General features: G+C 76.1%; 9 protein-coding genes. All 9 read left to right on the forward strand.

The window, feature by feature from the left end; all coding sequences use genetic code 11:
- The first annotated feature begins 57 nt into the window (after positions 1–57).
- The gene (locus tag ACGFN2_RS01140) at positions 58–7311 is read left to right on the forward strand and encodes an SDR family NAD(P)-dependent oxidoreductase (RefSeq protein ID WP_393356552.1); all 7254 of its coding nucleotides are present in this window, start codon (positions 58–60) and stop codon (positions 7309–7311) included.
- The gene (locus ACGFN2_RS01145; protein WP_393356554.1) at positions 7304–12220 is read left to right on the forward strand and encodes a beta-ketoacyl synthase N-terminal-like domain-containing protein; all 4917 of its coding nucleotides are present in this window, start codon (positions 7304–7306) and stop codon (positions 12218–12220) included. Before ACGFN2_RS01140 ends, ACGFN2_RS01145 begins: the two co-directional genes overlap by 8 nt.
- On the forward strand, positions 12210–12527 hold the full coding sequence (locus ACGFN2_RS01150) for an acyl carrier protein (protein ID WP_362606608.1): 318 nt from the start codon (positions 12210–12212) through the stop codon (positions 12525–12527). The genes ACGFN2_RS01145 and ACGFN2_RS01150 overlap by 11 nt, the downstream gene beginning before the upstream one ends.
- 7 nt (positions 12528–12534) lie before the next feature.
- Positions 12535–13341, forward strand: a complete 807-nt coding sequence (locus ACGFN2_RS01155; RefSeq protein ID WP_393356556.1) for an alpha/beta fold hydrolase — start codon at positions 12535–12537, stop codon at positions 13339–13341.
- The gene (locus ACGFN2_RS01160) at positions 13338–14624 is read left to right on the forward strand and encodes a glycosyltransferase (protein ID WP_393356558.1); all 1287 of its coding nucleotides are present in this window, start codon (positions 13338–13340) and stop codon (positions 14622–14624) included. Before ACGFN2_RS01155 ends, ACGFN2_RS01160 begins: the two co-directional genes overlap by 4 nt.
- 5 nt (positions 14625–14629) lie before the next feature.
- A complete protein-coding gene (locus tag ACGFN2_RS01165; protein WP_393356560.1) occupies positions 14630–16498 on the forward strand; it encodes a class I SAM-dependent methyltransferase in 1869 nt (622 codons plus the stop codon).
- Positions 16495–17427, forward strand: coding sequence for a galactokinase (locus tag ACGFN2_RS01170; RefSeq protein WP_393356562.1), 933 nt, complete (start codon positions 16495–16497; stop codon positions 17425–17427). The genes ACGFN2_RS01165 and ACGFN2_RS01170 overlap by 4 nt, the downstream gene beginning before the upstream one ends.
- Before the next feature lie 101 nt (positions 17428–17528).
- Positions 17529–18680 (forward strand): alkaline phosphatase family protein, encoded by a 1152-nt coding sequence (locus ACGFN2_RS01175; protein WP_362606598.1) that lies wholly within the window; start codon positions 17529–17531, stop codon positions 18678–18680.
- A gap of 184 nt (positions 18681–18864) precedes the next feature.
- The gene (locus ACGFN2_RS01180; RefSeq protein WP_393356565.1) at positions 18865–20481 is read left to right on the forward strand and encodes a phospholipase D-like domain-containing protein; all 1617 of its coding nucleotides are present in this window, start codon (positions 18865–18867) and stop codon (positions 20479–20481) included.
- Positions 20482–20536: the final 55 nt, after the last annotated feature.

Genomic DNA, 20536 nt, shown 5'->3' on the forward strand with positions numbered 1-20536 from the left:
GCTGGTACCACAGGTGGCAGTGGTCAGCGTGTTCGCCCCCCGGCAGAAGGAGCGCCCGTGGTCCCCCGGCCCCCGTTCCCCGGCACCCCCCTCTCCAGAACGTCCGGCCCTGACGCCCCGCCCGCCGGCCCCGGGTCCGGCGGGCCCGCCGGACCCGGGCCCGCCGCTGCCGCCCGGACCGCCGGGAGCGCCCGCCCGGAGGACGCCGGCCGTGATCTGGTCGTGGCGCTCTCGCCGTTCGAGGAGCCGGGCGAGCGGATCGTCCTCGCGGCCGCCCGCGCTGGCGCGCTCGGCCTGCTGGACCTCGGCCGGGACCCCGGCCCGGCGCGCGCCGCGCTCGCCCGGCTCACCGGGGTCGCGTACGGCGTCCGGGTACCGGTCGGGTGCCCGCTGACGCCCGCCGATCTGCCCGAGGCGGTCGACACCGTGCTGCTCGCCGACCCGCGCGCCTGCGCCGCCCCCGAACCGCCGCCCGCTCCCGGCGGCGGACCGGCCCCGGGGCGTCCGGAGGACTGGTCCGGCGGTGGGCGGCGCCGCGTCTGGGCCGAGGTCACCACGCCCGGGGAGGCCGCGGCGGCGTGTGCCGCCGGGGTCACCGCGCTCGTCGCCCGCGGCCACGAGTCGGGCGGCCGGGTCGGCGAACTCACCACCTGTGTCCTGCTCCAGCGACTGCTGGCCGACCCGGCCGTGACCGTCCCGGTCCTCGCCGCCGGGGGCATCGGCCCGCACGCCGCCGCCGCGGCCGTCGCCGGCGGAGCGGCCGGGGTCCTGCTCGACTCCCAGCTCGCGCTGACCACCGAGGGCGTGGACCGGCTGCCCCCGGCGGTCGCCGCCGCGATCCGCGCCATGGACGGCAGCGAGACCACCCTCGTCGCGGGCCACCGGGTCCTCACCCGCCCCGACCTCCCGCCGCTCGCGGCCGGCGACGGGACCGGGGGAGCGGAGGACGGGACCGCCCGCCCGGCCCTCGACCCCGCTCGCCTGGGCGCCCGGAGCCTGCGGGACCAGCTGCTCCCCATCGGCCAGGACGGCGCGTTCGCCGCCCGGCTCGCGGCCCGCCACCGCACCACCGGCGGCATCGTGCAGGCCGTACGGGCCGCCCTCACCGGCCACCTCGACACCGCGGCCCGCCTCCGCCCGCTCGCCCCGCGGCCCGGCGCCCGCCATCTGCCCGTCGCCCAGGGGCCGATGACGCGGGTCAGCGACGAGGCCGGGTTCGCCGCCGCCGTGGCCGCCGAGGGCGGGCTGCCCTTTCTCGCCCTCGCCGTCATGGACGGCGCCCAGGTACGCCGGCTGCTGGCCGAGACCGCCGAGCGGCTCGGCGACCGGCCCTGGGGCGTCGGCCTGCTCGGCTTCGCCCCGCCCGAGCTGCGGCGCGAACAGCTCGCAGCGGTGGCCGAGTTCGCCCCCGAGTACGCCCTGATCGCCGGTGGCCGGCCCGCCCAGGCCGCGCCCCTCGAAGCCGCCGGGACCCGCACCTATCTCCACGTCCCGGCGCCCGGACTGCTGGAGCGCTACCTCGCCGAGGGCGCCCGGCGGTTCGTCTTCGAGGGGCAGGAGTGCGGCGGCCACATCGGCCCCCGGGCCAGCTTCCCGCTGTGGGAGGAGCAGACCGAGCGGCTGATCACCCATGCCCGCGCCCACGGCGGGACGGCCGAGGGGCTGGACGTGCTCTTCGCGGGCGGCATCCACGACGCCCGCTCGGCCGCCATGGCCGCGGCCGCCGCCGCCCCGCTCAGCGCACTCGGCGCCCGCGTCGGCGTCCTGATGGGTACCGCCTACCTCTTCACGGAGGAGGCCGTGGCCACCGGCGCCGTCCTCCCCGGCTTCCAGGACACCGCTCTGGCCTGCGACCGGACCGTGCTGCTGCGCACCGCACCGGGCCACGCCACCCGCTGTGCCGACACCGCCTACACCGAGGACTTCGCGGCGGCCGAACGGCGCCTGGCCGCCGACGGCACGGACTCCCGGGCCCGGTGGGAGGAGCTGGAGCGGCGCAACCTCGGACGGCTGCGGATCGCGAGCAAGGGCCTGCGGCACACGGACGGCGGCCCGCCCGCGCCCGTGGCCGAGCCCGAACAGCTCCGGGAGGGCCTGTACATGCTCGGCCAGGCCGCCACCGCCCGCCGCGCCACCACCACCCTCGCCGCCCTGCACACCGCCGTGACCGACGGCGCCACCGCACAACTTGCCGAGCGTGCACGTGAGTTCTCGCCACCCGCGGCGGACCGGGGCCCGGACGAGGCGCCACTGGACATCGCCATCGTCGGGATGGCCTGCTGCTATCCCGGCGCGGCGGACGCGGCCCGCTACTGGTCCAATGTGGTCACCGGCGTCGATTCCGTCACCGAGGTGCCCGCCGAGCGCTGGGACGCCGCGATCTACCACGACCCGGACCCCGCACGGGCCGGCGAGCGCACCCCCTCGCGCTGGGGCGGCTTCCTGCCCGACGTGCCCTTCGACGCCCTCGCCCACGGCATCCCGCCGGCCTCCCTCACCGGCATCGAACCGGTACAGCTGCTCGCCCTCGACGCCGCCGCCAAGGCCCTGGCCGACGCCGGATACGCCGGCCGTGACTTCGACCGGGCCCGCACCAGCGTCGTCTTCGGCGCCGAAGCGGGCACCGAACTCGCGGGCGCCTACGGGCTGCGCGCGCTGCACCCGTCCTACCTCGGCGACCTGCCGCCCGCCCTCGACGCCGAACTGCCCCGGCTCACCGAGGACTCCTTCCCCGGCGTGCTCGCCAACGTCATCGCCGGACGCATCGCGAGCCGACTCGACCTGGGCGGCGCCAACTGCACGGTGGACGCCGCCTGCGCCTCCTCGCTCGCCGCCCTCGACCTGGCCTGCCGCCAACTGCGCGACCACGACAGTGACATGGCGCTGTGTGGTGGCGCCGATCTGCACAACGGCATCAACGACTACCTGATGTTCGCCTCCGTACAGGCCCTGTCGCCCACCGGCCGCTGCCGCCCCTTCGACGCGGCCGCCGACGGCATCGCGCTCGGCGAGGGAGTCGGCTGCCTCGTCCTCAAACGCCTCGCGGACGCCGAACGGGACGGCGACCGGATCTACGCCGTCGTCAAGGCCGTCGGCACCTCCAGCGACGGACGGTCCCTCGGGCTGACCGCGCCCCGGCCCGAGGGCCAGCGGCGGGCCCTGGACCGCGCCTACCGGCGCGCCGGGATCAGCCCCGCCCAGGTCGGCCTCCTCGAAGCCCACGGCACCGGCACCGTCGTCGGCGACACCACCGAACTCGCCGTCCTCACCGAGCTGTTCGAGACCGCCGGAGCCGCCCCCGGCAGCTGCACCCTCGGCTCGGTCAAATCGCAGATCGGGCACACCAAATGCGCCGCCGGACTGGCCGGGCTGATCAAGGCCGCCCGCGCCGTGCACACCGGGGTGCGCCCGCCGACCCTGCATCTGACCCGGCCGGCCGAGCCGCACACCGGCCCGTTCCGCTTCGACACCGGACACGCCCGGCCCTGGCCCCTCCCGGCGGCGCGGCGCATCGCCGGAGTGAGCGCCTTCGGCTTCGGCGGCACCAACTACCACGCCGTGCTCGCCGGTTACGACGGTGCCCCCGAACCCGCCCACGCCCTGACCGAGTGGCCCGCCGAACTGTTCTGCTTCCGCGGCGCCGACCGCGCCGCCGCCGTACGGGCCATCGACCGCCTCGCCGCCCGCCTGGCGGAGAACGACCGGGCCGGACGCCCGTGGCCGCTGCGCGACCTCGCCGCCGAGACCGCGGCGGCGGACGGGCCGGTCCAGGTCTGCGTGGTGGCCGACGACCTCGACGACCTCGCCGCCAAGCTGACCCCGGCCCGCCGGTGCACCGCCGCCGAGGGCGTGTACCCGCGCGAACGGGACACCGGCCCCGGCCTGCTCGCCTTCCTCTTCCCCGGCCAGGGCAGCCAGCGCACCGGCATGCTCGGCGAGCTGTTCCTCGCCTTCCCGGCGCTCCGCGGCCTCCTGGACGCCGCCGATCCGGACTGTGTCGCGGCCATGTTCCCGCCCGCCGCCTTCACCGCCGAGGACCGGGCCGCGCAGCAGGCCGCCCTCACCGACACCCGCGTCGCCCAGCCCGCCCTCGGCCTCGCCTCCGCTGCCGCCCACCGGCTGCTCACCACGCTCGGGGTGCGCCCCGACTGCACCGCCGGACACTCCTACGGCGAGCTGACCGCCCTCTGGGCGGCGGGCGCCTACGACACCCGGGCACTGCTCCGGCTCAGCGCCCGCCGGGGCGAGGCGATCCTCTCCGCCGCCGGCGACGACCCCGGCGCGATGGCCGCCGTCGTGGCCACGCCGGACCGGGTACGGGAGCTGACCGGCGGCACCGGCGTGGTCGTCGCCAACCACAACGCGCCCGAACAGAGCGTCATCTCGGGCCCCACGGACGCCGTGGAAGCCGCCGTGGCGGCGCTGCGCACGGACGGCATCGAGGCGCGCCGACTGCCGGTCGCCTGCGCGTTCCACAGCCCGCAAATCGGCGCCGCCCGCGACACACTCGCCGCGGAACTCGCCGCGACCGAGGTGACCGCCCCCGCCTTCCCGGTCTGGTCCGGCAGCACCGCGCGCCCCTACGTCCGCGACGCGACCGCGGTGCGGGACACCCTCGCCGGCCAGGTCGCCGCACCGGTGCGCTTCGTCGAGCAGATCGAGGACATGTACGCCGCCGGCGTACGCACCTTCGTCGAGGCAGGTCCCGGCCGGGTGCTCACCGGCCTGGTCGGGCGCATCCTGGACGGACGTCCGCACACCGCGCTGGCCCTGGACGTACCGGGCGAGTCCGGACTGGCCCGGCTGCCACACGTCCTGGCCCGACTCGCCGCGGCCGGCGTCCCGGTCGACCCGGAAGCACTCTTCCACGGCCGTACGGAACCCCTGCCCGCCACGGCGCCCCGCCGCCCCGGCTGGCTGGTGAACGGCCACACGGTACGCACCGCCGACGGCGCCTGCCTGCCCGGCGGACTGCGCCCGGCACGACGGGTGGAGACCCGGACGGGCGATACGGGCGTGGTGCAGGCGGCGGGTGTGCCGTCCGGGGCGGGCGCGCCGCCGGACGGAGGTGTGGCCGCGGGAGAGACCGCTGCCCGCAACGCCGCCGTGCTGGAGTATCTGCGTACCACGCGCGAGCTGGTGGCGGCGCAACGGGACGTGGTGTTGCGGTACTTGGGGGAGGGCGGTGGGGGCGCCGGGACCGGTGAGGGCGTACGGGCTGCCGATGCCGCGCTCGTTCCGGGGGAGCGGACGGCTCTTGCCTACAGCGCACCTGGTGAGGCTGGGGTGGGGGCGGCCGGGGACGGATTCGGGAGCGGTGCCGGGGCCGGTGCCGGTGGCGGGTCTGTCGTCGCTGCCGACGCCACGGCCGGGCAGGCGCCGCCCGCCGGCGTGCCGCGGCCGTCGCTGAGTGCCGCCGAACTCCTCGACGCCGTACGGGAGATCATCCACCAGCGGACCGGGTACCCCCACGAGATGCTCGACCCCGGGCTCGACCTGGAGGCGGACCTGTCGGTGGACTCCATCAAGCGGGTGGAGATCATCGGTGCGCTGGCCGACCGGATCGGGCTGCCGCAGGACGCGGACGGGGCCTCGGAGTCGGCTGTGGAACAGCTCGCCCGCGTCAAGACCATCAGCGGCATCGTCGACTGGATCGCGGCCACCCGCGCCGAGCCCGCACCGGGGGAGCCGGTCACCCCGGTCACCCCGGTCGCACCCGTCATACCAGTTACGCCAGTCGCGGCCGCGCAGCCCGCGAGGCCCGCACCCGCGCCCGCTACGGGCCACCCGCCCACCGCCGGCGCACCGGCTGCCCTGGAGGACCCCGGTCCCGGTGCGGCCCCGCTGCGCCCCACCCGCTCCCTGGTGCGGGTCACCCCGCTCGGGCCGCCCGCCGCCCGGCCGCCCGCCGAGGTGGTGGCGGGCCGCGACGTCGTCGTGGTGGAGGACGGGCAGGGCGTGGCGCTGGCGCTCGCCGCGCTGCTGGAGAGCCATGGCGCGCGGGTGCGGACCGTTCCCGCCGAGCGGCTGGCCCGGTGCGTCGCCGACGGGGTCGGCGGAGTGGTGGACCTCAGTGCCCTGCGGGCGGGCGGCTCCGTACTGCCCGGACAGTTCGAGGGGTGGCGCACCGCCCTGACCGGCGGGGTCCGCAGCCTGCTGCTGGCCACCGCGGCCGGCGGCACCTTCGGCCAGGACGCCACCGCGGACGCCCCCGACCCGCTGCCCGGCGCCGGACTGCGCGGCTTCGCCCGTACGGCCGCCCTCGAATACCCCGACGTCCTGATCCGCGCCGTGGACCTCGACCCCAAGGACCGCCCCGAACGGATCGCCGCCCACCTCCTCGCCGAACTCTGCGCCCCCGGCGAACCGGTCGTCGTCGGCCGCACCAACGGCACCCGCACCACCCTGCGCACCGTCCCCACCCCGCTCACCGCCGGCCGGGCCGACCTCGGGCGGCCGCCGCTCGGCCCCGGGTCCGTGGTACTGCTGACCGGCGGGGCCCGCGGGATCACCGCCCGTACGGCCCTCGCCCTGGCCCGCGCCCACGGGTGCCACATCGAACTCCTCGGCCGGACACCCCTGGCGGAGGGTCCGGAGGACCCGGCCCTCGCCGACGCCCACGACCGCATCGCGCTGCGCGCCGCGCTCCTCGCCCAAGGACTGCGCCGACCCGCCGAGATCGAGGCGGCCGCCGGCGCAGTCCTGGCCCGCCGCGAGATCGCCGCCACCCTCGCCGCCCTGGAGCCGCCGGCCGCCTCGGTGCGCTACCACGCGGCCGATGTCGCCGACGAGGCCGCCGTGCACGCCGTGGTGCGGGACATCCGGGCCCGGCACGGCCGCCTCGACGGGATCGTGCACGGCGCCGGCACCCTGGCGGACAAGCTGCTGCGGGACAAGGACCCGGCCTCGTTCGCCCGGGTCTTCGCCACCAAGGTGGACGGCGCCCGCCATCTGCTGTCCGCGGCGGGCGACGACACCGGCTTCCTCGTCCTCTTCGGCAGCGTCGCCGGGGTCTTCGGCAACCGCGGCCAGGCCGACTACGCCGCCGCCAACGACGCCCTGGACACCCTCGCGACGGCCTGGTCGGCCCGTACGTCCCGGCGCGTCCTGGCCGTCGACTGGGGCCCGTGGGCGGCCGAGGGCGGCGGCATGGTCACCCCCGAGCTGGAGCGGGCCTACGCGCGGCGGGGCATCCCGCTCCTGGACCCCGACGCCGCGGCGGCCGCCCTCCTGGACGAACTGGCGCACGGCACGGCGGCCCAAGTCGTACTGGCGGCGGAGGCCGGCGGGAAGGCGGCCGGCGATGAGTGAGGCCCGGGCCCGGCGGACCGGCCCCCGGCCCACGGACGCCGCGATCGTCGGCATGGGCGCGCTCTTCCCCGGCGCCGAAGACCTCGCCGCGTACTGGCGCAACCTGGTGGCCGGCACGGACTGCATCACCGAGGTGCCGCCCGGCCGCTGGGACCCGGAGATCTACTACGACCCGGACGGCGCCCAAGGTCCCGCCCGCAGCGACCGGTTCTACTGCCGGCGGGGCGGCTTCCTGGACGACCCGGCCGACTTCGACCCCACCCGCTTCGGCATCATGCCCGCCGCCGTCCACGGCGCCGAACCCGATCAGCTGCTCGCCCTGCGCACCATCACCGACGCCATCGCCGACGCGGGCGGTCAGGAACGGCTGCCCGCCGACCGCTCCCGCATCGGTGTCATCCTCGGCCGCGGCGGCTTCATGGGCGTCGCCACCGCACGCCTCGACCAGCGGGTCCGTACGGCCCACCAGCTCGCCGTCACCCTGCGCGAACTCGCCCCGGAATGGGACGAGTCGAGGATCGCGGCGGTGCGGGAGGCCTTCCAGTCGCGCCTCGGCCCCGAACGGCCCGAGGCCTCCATCGGCCTGGTCCCCAGCTTCACCGCCGCCCGCACCGCGAACCGGCTGGACTTCCGCGGCCCCGCCTACACCCTCGACGCGGCCTGCGCCTCCTCCCTGCTGGCCGTGGCGCAGGCGGTCGACCTGCTCGCCGCCGGCCGCTGTGACCTCGTGGTCGCCGGAGCCGTGCACCACTGCCATATCGCCACGCTGTGGAGCGTCTTCACCCAGCTGCGGGCGCTCAGCCCCACCGAGCGCATCCGCCCCTTCGACCGCCGGGCCGACGGCACCCTGCTGTCCGAGGGCACCGGGGTCGTCGTCCTCAAACGCCTGGCCGACGCCGAGCGCGACGGCGACCGGGTCTACGCGGTCATCCGCGGCACGGGAGTGGCGGGGGACGGCCGCGCCGCCGGACTGATGAGCCCGCGGGCGGAGGGCCAGGCCGACGCGCTGGAGCAGGCCTGGGCGGCCGCCGGGCTGGACCCGGCGCACCCGGCGGCGCTCGGCCTGCTGGAGGCCCACGGCACCGGCACCCCGGTCGGCGACGGCGTCGAACTCGACACCCTGGCCCGGGTGTTCGGCCCGCCCGGCGCGGGTGTGCCGCCGGTCGGCCTGGGCTCGGTGAAGTCGATGCTCGGCCACACCATGCAGGCCGCCGGTATCGCCGGACTGATCAAGGCGGCCCTCGCCGTCCACCACCGGACGCTGCCGCCCACACTGCACCTGGACGAGCCGCACGAGGCCCTGGGACGGACCCGGATGCGCCCGGTCACCGAGGCCGAGCCCTGGGAGGCCGGCCCGGCCCCGCTGCGGGCCGGCGTCAACGCCTTCGGCTTCGGCGGCATCAACGCCCACGCCGTCCTGGAGGAGGCCCCGGGGCGCGGCGGCTCGGCAGCACCACCTCCGGCCGGGGGGTCGGCGTGGGGGAGGGCCTCGGGGGCGGCGGGCCCCGCGGCGGTGGTCCCCGCGCGGACGGCCTCGCTGCGGACGAGCGAGCCGGAGCGGACCGTCCTTCTCGCTGCGGATTCCCCCGGCCAACTGGCGGAAGCCTTACGAGACATGGCGGAGCACGGCACCACGGCGGCCACCGCCGGGACGCCCGGCCCCGCCGCCCCCGGGCCCGTGCCCGACGGCCCCTGTCGGCTCGCCCTGCTCGATCCCACCCCGCGGCGCCGTGCCCTGGCCGCCAAGATCCTTGCCCGTGCGCTGCCCTGGCGGGGCCGTGGCGAGGTGTGGTTCACCCCGAGCCCGCTCTTCGGCCCGTACGCCCGGGAAGGAGGCGCACGGCTCGCCTTCCTCTTCCCGGGGCTGGAGGCGGAGCCACCGCCCCGGGTCGACGACATCGCCGACCGGATGGCGCTGCCCCGCCCCCCGGTCTCCGGCGGCAGCGGCCTGGTCGAACGCGCCGTGGACACCCTCGCCGTCGGCCGGCTGCTCGCCCGCGTACTGGACGAACTGGGCGTGTCCGCCGACCTGTTGACCGGTCACAGTCTCGGCGAGTGGACCGCCATGGTGGTCGCCGGCATGTATCCGCCGCAGGCCGTGGACGCCTTTCTCGGCTCGCTGCGGCCCGGTTCCCTCGCCGTACCCGACCTGGTCTACGCGGCCCTGGGCTGCGGGGCCCCGCAGGCGGCCGACGCGCTCGCGGGCCTGGAGCGGATCGCGGTCAGCCACGACAACTGCCCGCACCAGTCGGTGATCTGCGGTGCGCCGCAGCCGCTGGCCGAGGCCGTACGCCGACTCGCCGGACAGGGCGTACGGGCCCAGGAGATGCCCTTCCGCTCCGGCTTCCACACCCCGATGTGGGCCCCCTACCTGCACCAGACCGGCACCGCCTTCGAGGCTCTGCCCCTACGGGACCGGCGGCTCCCCGTTTGGTCGGCGACGACCGCGGCCCCCTTCCCGGAGAGCCCCACCGCGATCCGCCGGCTGGTGCTGCGGCACCTCCTGGAACCGGTCCGCTTCCAGGAGCTGACCAGACGGCTGTACGGGGCCGGCGTCCGCGGCTTCGTCCAGGTGGGCGCCGGCAGTCTCACCGGCTTCGTGTCCGACACCCTCCACGGGCGGGACCACCTCGCTGTCGCGGCGGCCGACTCCCGCCGCGACGGCCCCGCACAACTCCGCAGACTGGCCGCCGCGTTATGGACCGAGGGCCTGACCCCACGCTGGGACCGCCTGACGGCCCCGGAGCGGCGCGGGTCCGGTGCGGTGCTGGGGGGCGTGGTGGGCGGCCCCCAGGATCGCGCCACCGGCCGCTCCATGGGCCTCGCCACGGACCGCCCCGCAGCTCGCGTCCTGTCCCTGGCCCCGTCACCGTCACCGTCCCCGGCCCCAGCCTCAGCTCCACTCCCGGCCCACCAAGGCTCCGGTGCGGCGATCTCGCTCGACCTCGGCTCGCCGCTGATCAGCCTGGGCGAGCGGACGCCGGGGAGCCCGTTTTCTGTGCATGCCGCTCCACCCCCACCCCCGAACCCACCCCCCGCCCCCTCCCCCGAAGGGGGAGGAGGGGGAGGGGGCGGGGGAGCGCTCCCGCACCCTTGGCCAAGCATCGCCGAGCCCCTGCGGCAGGCCCTGGACACGGTCCTCGCCGAAACCCGGGACGCCACCCGCACGGTCGCTGCCGCTGCCGCCGCCGCAGACCTCCGCAGCACCGCCACAACCGCACCTCGCACGGCCACCGCACCCCACGCCCCCGCGCCCGCGCCCCACCACGCCGCACCCTCCCCAGCGCCCCACAACGCCATCACCGCTCCCACCCCTCACCCCGCAACTCCCACCACAACCACCACCCCCCACCACACCACCCGCACCCTCTCCCTCGAAACGCTCCCGTACGTGCGGGACCACTGTGTGTACCTCCAGCCCGAGGACTGGCCCGAGCCGGCCGACCGCTTTCCCGTCGTCCCTATGACGACGCTGCTGGAACTCGCCGCCGAGGCGGCCCGGGAGACATGTCCCGGTCGTGTCGTCACCGGCTACTCCGAGGTGCGGGCGCTGCGCTGGCTGGCCGTCGCCCCGCCCGTCGAGCTGACCGTCGACGCCGTCCCGGGCGGGGACGGGCGGGTGCGGGTGCGTCTCGGTGACTACGCCACGGTCACGGTCCACCTGGCGGCACAGCACCCGGCCCCGCCGCCGCCCGACCCGACGGGGCTGGCGTCCGGCCGGGCGGCGCCGGTCAGTGCGGAGGCCCTGTACCGGGACCGGTGGATGTTCCACGGGCCCGCGTTCGCCGGGGTCCACGAGGTCCGTACGCTCGCCGCGGACGGCATCCGCGGCACCCTGCGCGCCCTGCCCGCGCCCGGTGCCCTCCTGGACGCCGCCGGGCAGCTCCTCGGCCACTGGATGCAGCTGAAACTGAGCGGCGACCGCCTGGTCTTCCCCGCGACCCTGGACCGCGTACGGCTCTTCGGGCCGCCGCCCCGAACGGGCGCGCTCCTGACCGCCACCGCCCGGATTCGTGAGGTCACGGCCGGATCGGTGCGCGGCGAGGTGGAGCTGTGCGCGGCGGACGGCGGTGTGTGGGCGCGGCTGGAGGGCTGGACGTACCGGCGCTTCGGGGCCGATGAGCGGGTGTGGCCGATGAAGTTCACCCCGGAGGTGTGCGGCATCGGCGAACCCCGGCCGGGCGGCTGGTGCCTGGCCCGGCGCCGCTGGTCGGACCCGGCCTCGCAGGAGCTGGTCATGCGCCGCTATCTTGGCGCGGCCGAGCGTGCCCACTACGAACGGTGCGCGCCGCGCGCCCGCACGGCCTGGTTGCTGGGCCGGATCGCGGCCAAGGACGCCGTACGGGAGCTGTTGTGGGAGTCGGGGGCCGGGCCGCTCTTCCCCGCCGAGATCCCCGTCGGCACCGACCGGGACGGCCGTCCCTGCCCTGAGGGCCCGCTTGCCCAGGGCCTGCACCTCTCGCTCGCGCACCAGGACCGGATCGCCGTCGCCCTCGCCCATCGCGCGGGACCCGTCGGGATCGGTGTCGAGCGCGTCATGGACGATCCGGAGACCCCCGGCCGGATCGTCCTCACCCCGGCCGAACGCCGCCTGGCGGACGACCTCCACGCCCGGCACACGGCCGGGGACACCGGCCGCGGCTACTGGCTCACCGCGCTGTGGTGCGCCAAGGAAGCCGCGGCGCAGGCGACGGGCGGCGGCCTCGGCGACCGTCCGGAGGCGTGGGCCGTCTCGTCCGCACCGGGCGGCGCGCTGCGGGTGGTCTCCCCGGACGGCGGACGCCATCTCGTCCGCCTCGACTCCGTCGACGATCTGTCCGGGCGTCATGTCGTCGCCTGGACCGGGCCGTCCGAGGACCGTACGGACACCGACACCCCCACTCCCACGGAGGCCACCCATGGCAGCTGACCCGCTCCCCGAGCGCACCGGGACGATCCTGGCCGAGATCACCGACATGCTGGTGAGCGTCGTCGGCGACGAACTCCTCGTCGTGGGTGACGTCACCTGCGCCACCACCTTCAACGACGATCTGGCGCTGGAGAGCATCGAGTTCGTGGCACTGGCCGAACTGCTGCAGCAGCGCTACGGGACCGGGGTGGACCTCCTCGGCCTGCTCGCGGAGAAGGACATCGACCAGATCCTGGCCATGACGGTCGGCGAACTCGTCGCCCATGTCGACCGGGTCACCGCCGCCGACCGGGCCTGCGCGGGCTGACCGCGCCATGGCCCTCACCCCCGCGGGCGGTCTGCGCCTGCACACCCAGCGGCTGCCGGGCCACGGCGGCTCCCGGCCCGACGCCCCCGCCGTGGTGTTCCTGCACGGCCTGGTGATGGACAACCTGTCGAGCTTCTACTGCACCCTGGCCGGCCCCGTCTCGCGCGCCGGGCACGAGGTGCTCCTCTACGACCAGCGCGGGCACGGCCGCAGCGACCGCCCGCCCAGCGGCTACGACCGGGACACCTCGGTGGCCGATCTCGTCGCCCTGCTCGGCTCCCTGGGGCTCGACCGCCACCCGGTCCATCTGGTCGGCAACAGCTACGGCGGCGCCCTGGCGCTGCACACCGCCCTCGTCCGGCCGGACCTCGTCGCCTCCGTCGTCCTGATCGACTCCCATCTGACCGGTGACTGGACCGAGGACATGACCGACACCCTCACGGTGGCGGCCCTCGGCCTCGAACACCGGCGGCTGGGCGAGCAGCTGGCCGCGGCCGGGCGGCGCAAGGAGGCCAAGCTGACCGCCGCCGCCGACGCCCTGCTCAACGGCACCAGCCTCATCGAGGACATCGCGGCGGGCACCCCCTTCACCTCCCGCGACTTCGCCCGGCTGCGCCGCCCGGTCCTCGCCGTCTACGGAGAACACTCCGAACTCCTGCCAGGGGCACGGGAGTTGGCGGCGGTGGCGCCGGACTGTGCCCTGTGTGTGCTGCCCGGCGTCGGGCACACCGTGCTCAGCGAGGCCACCGGGGCGCTGTGCGACGCGCTGCTGGACCGGCTCGGCGCACCGGCCGGGGCGGTGGCGGCCCGATGAGAGTGCTGTTCGTCGTCCCGCCGCTGACCGGGCACGTCAACCCCACCCTCGCCGTCGCCGCCGAACTCACCGCGCGCGGCCACCAGGTCGCCTGGACCGGCCCCGCCGCCGCCCTGGCACGGTTGCTTCCGCCGGGCTCCCGGCTGTACCCGGCGGGGGATCACGGCCCGGCCGGCGGCCCCGACCTGGGCGGCGCCCGGTGGCGTGACCTGCGGGGCATCGCCGCCCTGCGCTTCCTGTGGGCCGAGGCCCTCATCCCGCTCGCCCGCGCGATGCTCCCCGGCGTGCACACCGCCGTCGAGGACTTCCGGCCCGACGTCGTGGTCGCCGACCAGCAGGCCCTCGCCGGACCCGTGGTGGCCCGCAGGCACGGCCTGCCCTGGGCGACCTCGGCGACCACCTCGGCGGAGATCGTCCGGCCGTTCGACGACTTCCCGAAAGTGGGGGAGTGGGTGACCCAGCGCATCGCGGCACTGCTCGCTGAATGCGGAGCACCCGGCGGCTGGGACCCGCGCTTCTCCCCGCACCTCGTCCTGGTCTTCTCCACCCCCGCGCTCATCGGCGACGCCGGCCCGGGACCCGCCGCGGCGGGCGCGCGGGACACGGTCGGCGGGCCCGGCGGCGCCGCGGGGCGGTATCCGGCGCACTACGCCTTCGTCGGCCCCGCCTTCGGCGCCCGGCCGCCCGCCGGCGACTTCCCGTGGCGCCGGCTCGACCCCGGGCGCGCCCGGGTGCTCGTCTCGCTGGGCACCCTCAACCGCGCGGCGGGCGCCCGCTTCTACCCCGCGGTGCTGCGCGCCGCGGACGCCCTCGCGGACCGGGCGCAGCTGATCCTGGCCGCCCCGGGCGACCTCGCCGGGGACATCCCGCCGCACATGCTGCACCAGGAGTACGTCCCCCAGCTCCGCCTGCTGCCGCACCTGGACGCGGTGGTGTGCCACGGCGGCCACAACACCGTGTGCGAGGCGCTCGCCCACGGGCTGCCGCTGGTGGTGGCGCCCGTACGCGACGACCAGCCGATCGTCGCCCGCCAGGTCGCAGAGGCCGGCGCGGGGGTGCGGGTGCGCTTCGGCCGGGCGCACGCGGACGAGGTGCGCCGGGCCCTGACCGCCGTGCTGGACGACCCGGCACACCGCCGCGCGGCCCGCCGGATACAGGCGTCGTTCGCCGCGGCGGGCGGCGCCGCCACCGCCGCCGACCGCCTGGAGAAACTGCCGCCCGGACCGCGCCCCGCCCGGTCCGCACCCGGCACCGCCCTGTCCGAGAACGAGAAGGGACCGTGAGCCAGATGACGCGAGCGCACCGTTCGGGACACCGCACGCGATGGGCGGCGGCCGCCGCCGTGACGGCCCTGGGCGCGGGCACGGTCCGTGCCCGCCGCAGGCTCGCCGCGCTGCCGGTGCTCGACCCCGCCGGGCCGCACGAGGCGGCCGGGCCGCAGGACCCGGCGCTCCCCGGCTGGCAGCTGCTCACCGCGCCCGGTGTCGTGGCCGACGAGGCGACCCTGCACGCCGCGGTCGCCCACGCCACCCGCGAGGGACTGCGCGTCGTGGACCTCGTCCCGGCCCACCTGGACGCCGAGAGCGTGCTCGGCCTGCTGCGGCTGCTCGACCCGGCGGCGCACCGCGCGGACCGGTGCGCTCCCGGCCACGGCGCGGGCCACGCCCTGCTGGTGGCCGACGACGTCCACCGGCGGGCCGGGCTCGACGCCGGGGAGCCACCGCAGTCGGTGGCCGGCCTGATCCGCCTGCTCCGCACCCTCAAGGAGTACGCCCCGGACGCCACCGGCTGGGCCGTCGCCCCCGGCCTGCGCGCGCCGCACCCCGACCCCGCCCGGCGCGCCGAGGAGCTCCGCGCCCGGGGCCTCCCGCCCGCCCTGCTGTCCGCCGCGCAACTGGCGGGGCTGGCCCTGCTGGCGAAGTGCGTGCTCTCGGAGCCGCGTTGGGGCGCGGCGGCGACCGCCCTGTACTGGCTGCAGCCCGCCGCCGTGCTGAGCCCGGCCCGCGGTCTGCGCCCCGCCGGACTGGCCCGCGCCACCGCGTCCCGTCCGCTGCGCTCCCTGTCCGCCGCCCTGCGCACCCTGGCCACCCCGCCCGCCGAGCCGGCCCGGCCCACCGGCACCCCGGCCCGGCACGCCGCGTACACCGCCGAACTCGCGGCCGGCACCGACCGCTTCTTCGAACCCCGCCGCGCCGACTGCCCCTGGTGCGCGGCCCCCGACCCCGTCGTACGGGTCCGGATGCCCGACCTGCTCCAGGCCAAGCCCGGCCGCTTCACCCTGGAGGAGTGCCGGCACTGCGGCCATGTCTTCCAGAACCCCCGCCTCACCCTGGAGGGACTCGACTTCTACTACCGCGACTTCTACGAAGGCCTCGGCGGCGAGGGCGCCTCACTGGTCCTCGGCCGGATGAACGCCACCTACCGCGACCGCGCCGAAATGCTCCGGCCCTTCACCACCCCCAGGGCCTGGCTCGATGTCGGCACCGCAGCGGGGCACTTCTGCAACGCCGCCCGCGGTGTCTGGCCCGGTACCCGCTTCGACGGACTGGACATGGGCGGCGGGGTCCACGAGGCCGAACGGCGGGGCTGGATCTCCACCGCCTACCAGGGCCAGTTCCCCGATCTCGCCGACCGCCTCGCCGGACGATACGACACCGTGAGCATGCACCACTATCTGGAACACACCCGGGACCCGCGCACCGAACTCGACGCGGCCGTCAAGGTCCTCGCCCCCGGCGGCCATCTGCTGATCGAACTCCCCGACCCCGAGGCGCGGATCGCCCGGCTGCTCGGCCCCCACTGGCTGCCCTGGTTCCAGCCCCAGCACCAGCACCTGATGCCGGCCGGCAACCTCAAACAGGCCCTGGAGGCCCGGGGGTTCACCGTCCTCGCCGAGCAGCACGGCCCCTCTCACCAGAGCAACGACTTCCTCGGCGCCGTCGCCCTCACCGCGAACCGGATCGCCCCCGACCCGTACGCGCCGTGGGCCACCGTCCCCGCCACCCGCGGCCGCGCCGCCGTCCGGAGCGCCGTACAGGCCATGGCGGTTCCCTGCTACGCCGCCGCCCTCGGCCTGGACGCCGTGCGCTCCGCGGTCGCGCGGGCCACCGACGGCGGCAACGCCTACCGGCTGCTCGCCCGCAAAGAGCTGGGATGACCGAGATGGACCTGGCCCGCCGCACCGCGGCGGACCCCCTGCTGCGGCTGCTCGCCCACGGCTTCGCGACGGCGTACCACCGCCGGCCCGCGGCCGTGTGGCGGGCGCCGTACGCCTTCCGGCTCACCGCACCCGCCGCCCCGCCCGGCACCGGTACGGCACCCCGGACCGGCTGGGTCGCGGCGGCCAACTGGCAGGTCGCCGCGGCCGTCGCCCCGCGCGAGGACGGCATCCTGCGCTGCGGCTCGCCCCAGCACCCGGCCGAGACCGCCGAGCTCCCCCTCACCGGACCGGCCGCCGAAGCCCCCGGCTGGGCGGCCCGCCCGTACGCCGCGCTGCGCGCGCTCGCCGCCACCGGAGTCGGCCGGGACGGCGCCGATCTGCACCTCGACGCCACCCTCCCGGAGAGCGTGGGGCTGTCCGTCGCCGAACCGCTGGAGTGCGCGGCCGCGCTGGCGGTGGCGTCCGTGCACGCCGACCGCGGCGGCCGCCCGCCGGCCCGGGTCCAGCTGGCGCGGCTGCTGGCCGCCGCCGTGCCCGGCGACGACGCGCTGCGCCGGGCCGTGCTCTTCGCCCGGGCCGGGCAGCTGCTCGCCGCCGACGGCCGGACCCGGCCGCTGTGCGCCCCGGACGGCGGCCCGCGGCCGAGCCTGCTGCTGGTGACCGCCCGGCTCGCCCCCGGCGGCCCCGCGGCCGGTGACACCACGGCCACCGCGCTCGCCACCGCGGTCCACGACGCCCTGCGCGCCGGTGCCTGGTCCGCCTCGTGGCCCGGACGGCGGCCGGGCCGCAGCGTCCTGCTGCTGATGCCGCCCGGCCGGCGCGCCGCGGTCCGCGCCGCGGTGGTCGCCGCCTGCCGCCGAAGTGACCTGCCCGTACCGCGCTTTCTGCGGATCACCGTCGCGGACGCGGCCCGACGCGAGGACTGACACCCGGCACCCACCCGCTCCGCACCCACCCTGCTCCGCACCCCCGACCGGGCCCGCCCCCACCGGGCCCACACCCCCCTCGGACAAGGAGCTGACCCCTGATGAAACGACCAGCGATCCACCTGCGCAGAGCGCTCGTCGCACTCCTCGGCACACTCGGCCTGCTCGCCGTCGCCTCCGCCGCCGACGCCCGGCCCGCCCGGACCGCGCTGCCGGCCTACGACCACGTCGTGATCGTGGTCTTCGAGAACAAGCAGTACGGCGAGATCATGGGCAACTCCCAGGCGCCCTACCTCAACCAACTCGCCCGGGACGGCGCCGAACTGACCTCGATGAAGGCCCTCACCCACCCCAGCCAGCCGAACTACTTCAACCTCTTCTCCGGCGCCACCCAGGGCATCACCGGCGACGGCTGCTACACCCCGCAGTCGCTGTCCGCGCCCAACCTCGCCCAGGAGCTGACCGCGGCCGGCAAGACCTTCGCCAGCTACAACGAGGGGCTGCCCAACGAGGGCTCCACGACCTGCTCCAGCGGCCGGTACGCGCAGAAGCACAACCCCTGGTTCGCCTTCAAGAACGTCCCCGTGAACACCGGCAAGACCTTCGCCCAGTTCCCCAAGGACGACTTCACCCAGCTGCCGACGCTGTCCTTCGTCATCCCGGACATGTGCAACGACATGCACGACTGCGCGGTCGGCAGCGGCGACACCTGGCTCCGGAACAACCTCGACTCCTACGCCCGGTGGGCCAAGGACCACAACAGCCTGCTGATGGTGACCTGGGACGAGGACAACTACCTCGGCTCCAACCGGATCGCGACCGTCTTCCACGGAGCCCATGTCAAACCGGGCGCGGTCAGCGGCGACTACAACCACTTCAGTCTGCTGCGGACCTTCGAGGACATGTACGGCACCGGCCACGCGGGCAACGCCGCCACCGCCACCCCCGTCACCGCGGTGTTCGACACCGGTGACACCGAACCGCCCGGCGACGGCCTCGAACTCGCCACCCCCGGCCCGCAGACCTGCGCCTTCGGCCGGTCCTGCAGCATCCAGCTGACCGCCACCGGCGGCACCTCCCCGGTCACCTATCGCGCCACCGGCCTGCCCCTGGCCCTGAGCCTCGACGCCTCCGGCGGCCGGATCACCGGCAGGTCCTGGCAGACCGGCAGCTTCCCGGTCACCGTCACCGCCACCGACGCCAGGGGCGCCACCGCCACCGCCACCTTCCCGCTCACCGTCAACTGGTTCTGAGCCCGCGAGACTTCCCCGGCCGGCCGCCGCCGGGGGAGGGGACAGCCGGAGTTGTAGCGGAGATCGACTTCCGCACGGAGCGAAGCGGAGGGGAACGATACGTTCAGGTGGCCATCGGAGCCGGGCCGGCGATCCACAGGTGATCACCGCCCGGCTCTCTCCGTCACCACCAGAAGGCAAGTTCTTGGCTCACCACCCACTCCACCGCCTGATACCGGCGTCCCTCGCCCTGACGACGGTGTGCGCGGCGCTGCCCACCGGGACGGCGTACGCGGCGGACACCCCGCCGACACCTCACCTGGACTCCATCGAGCGCTCCCTCCGCGACACCTCACCCGGCCTCGAAGGCTCGGTGTGGGAGCGCACCGACGGCAACCGGCTGGACGCCCCGGACGGCGACCCGGCCGGCTGGCTGCTGCAGACCCCCGGCTGCTGGGGCGACGACCGATGCAAGGACCGTACGGGCAGCAAGCGGCTGCTCGACAGGATGACCCGCAACATCGCCGACGCACAGCACACCGTGGACATCTCCTCGCTGGCCCCGTTCCCCAACGGCGGGTTCCAGGACGCGATCGTCGAGGGCCTCAAGGCGTCCGTCCGGGCGGGACACTCGCCCAAGGTGCGCATCCTGGTCGGCGCCGCCCCCATCTACCACCTCAATGTGGTGCCCTCCCGCTACCGCAACGAGCTGATCGACAAGCTCGGCCCCGCGGCCGGGAAGGTCACGCTCAACGTGGCCTCGATGACCACGTCCAAGACGTCGCTGTCCTGGAATCACTCCAAGCTCGTGGTGGTCGACGGGAAGACGACCCTCACGGGCGGGATCAACGGCTGGAAGGACGACTACCTCGACACCACCCACCCCGTGTCGGACGTGGACATGGCGCTCCGCGGCCCGGCCGCCCGCTCGGCCGGGAAGTACCTGGACACGCTGTGGGACTGGACCTGCCGCAACGTGACCGACCCGGCCAAGGTGTGGCTCGCCACCTCGAACGGGGCCTCCTGCATGGCGTCCCTGGAGAAGGACCGGGCCGCCGCCCCCGCCGAACCGGCCGGTGACGTCCCGGTCCTCGCGGTCGGCGGTCTCGGCGTGGGCATCAAGGAGTCCGACCCCTCCTCGGGCTACCACCCGGACCTGCCCACCGCCCCCGACACCAAGTGCACGGTCGGGCTGCACGACAACACCAACCACGACCGCGACTACGACACGGTCAACCCCGAGGAGAACGCGCTGCGTTCCCTCATCGCCAGCGCGCGCAGCCACGTCGAGATCTCCCAGCAGGACCTCAACGCCACCTGCCCGCCACTGCCGCGCTACGACATCCGGACCTACGACACCCTCGCGAAGAAGCTCACCGACGGGGTGAAGGTCCGCATCGTGGTCAGCGACCCCGCCAACCGCGGGGCCGTCGGCAGCGGCGGCTACTCCCAGATCAAGTCCCTGGACGAGATCAGCGACACCCTCCGCGCGCGTCTGGTGGCCCTCACCGGCGACAACGAGAAGGCCTCGCGGGCGATGTGCGGCAACCTCCAGCTCGCCTCGTTCCGCAGCTCCGACAGCCCCACCTGGGCCGACGGCAAGCCGTACGCACTGCACCACAAGCTGGTGTCGGTGGACGACGCGGCGTTCTACATCGGTTCCAAGAACCTCTACCCGGCCTGGCTCCAGGACTTCGGCTACATCGTCGAAAGCCCGGCCGCGGCGAAGCAGCTCAAGACCGAACTGCTCGACCCGGAGTGGAAGTACTCCAAGGCCGCGGCAGCCACCCCGGCCGGGTGCTCCGCCCACGGGACGAACTGACCGCCGGCGCCCGCGCACGACAGGAGGCCACCCCCGCACCATGGGGGTGGCCTCC

Source organism: Streptomyces sp. NPDC048612 (genome assembly GCF_043199295.1).
Classification (GTDB): Bacteria; Actinomycetota; Actinomycetes; order Streptomycetales; family Streptomycetaceae; genus Streptomyces.

Bases quoted from the DNA above. Each gene is read 5' to 3' on its own strand.
- ACGFN2_RS01145 (WP_393356554.1), top strand. From the start codon at position 7,304: ATGAGTGAGGCCCGGGCCCGGCGGACCGGCCCCCGGCCCACGGACGCC.
- ACGFN2_RS01150 (WP_362606608.1), top strand. From the start codon at position 12,210: ATGGCAGCTGACCCGCTCCCCGAGCGCACCGGGACGATCCTGGCCGAG.
- ACGFN2_RS01155 (WP_393356556.1), top strand. From the start codon at position 12,535: ATGGCCCTCACCCCCGCGGGCGGTCTGCGCCTGCACACCCAGCGGCTG.
- ACGFN2_RS01160 (WP_393356558.1), top strand. From the start codon at position 13,338: ATGAGAGTGCTGTTCGTCGTCCCGCCGCTGACCGGGCACGTCAACCCC.
- ACGFN2_RS01165 (WP_393356560.1), top strand. From the start codon at position 14,630: ATGACGCGAGCGCACCGTTCGGGACACCGCACGCGATGGGCGGCGGCC.
- ACGFN2_RS01170 (WP_393356562.1), top strand. From the start codon at position 16,495: ATGACCGAGATGGACCTGGCCCGCCGCACCGCGGCGGACCCCCTGCTG.
- ACGFN2_RS01175 (WP_362606598.1), top strand. From the start codon at position 17,529: ATGAAACGACCAGCGATCCACCTGCGCAGAGCGCTCGTCGCACTCCTC.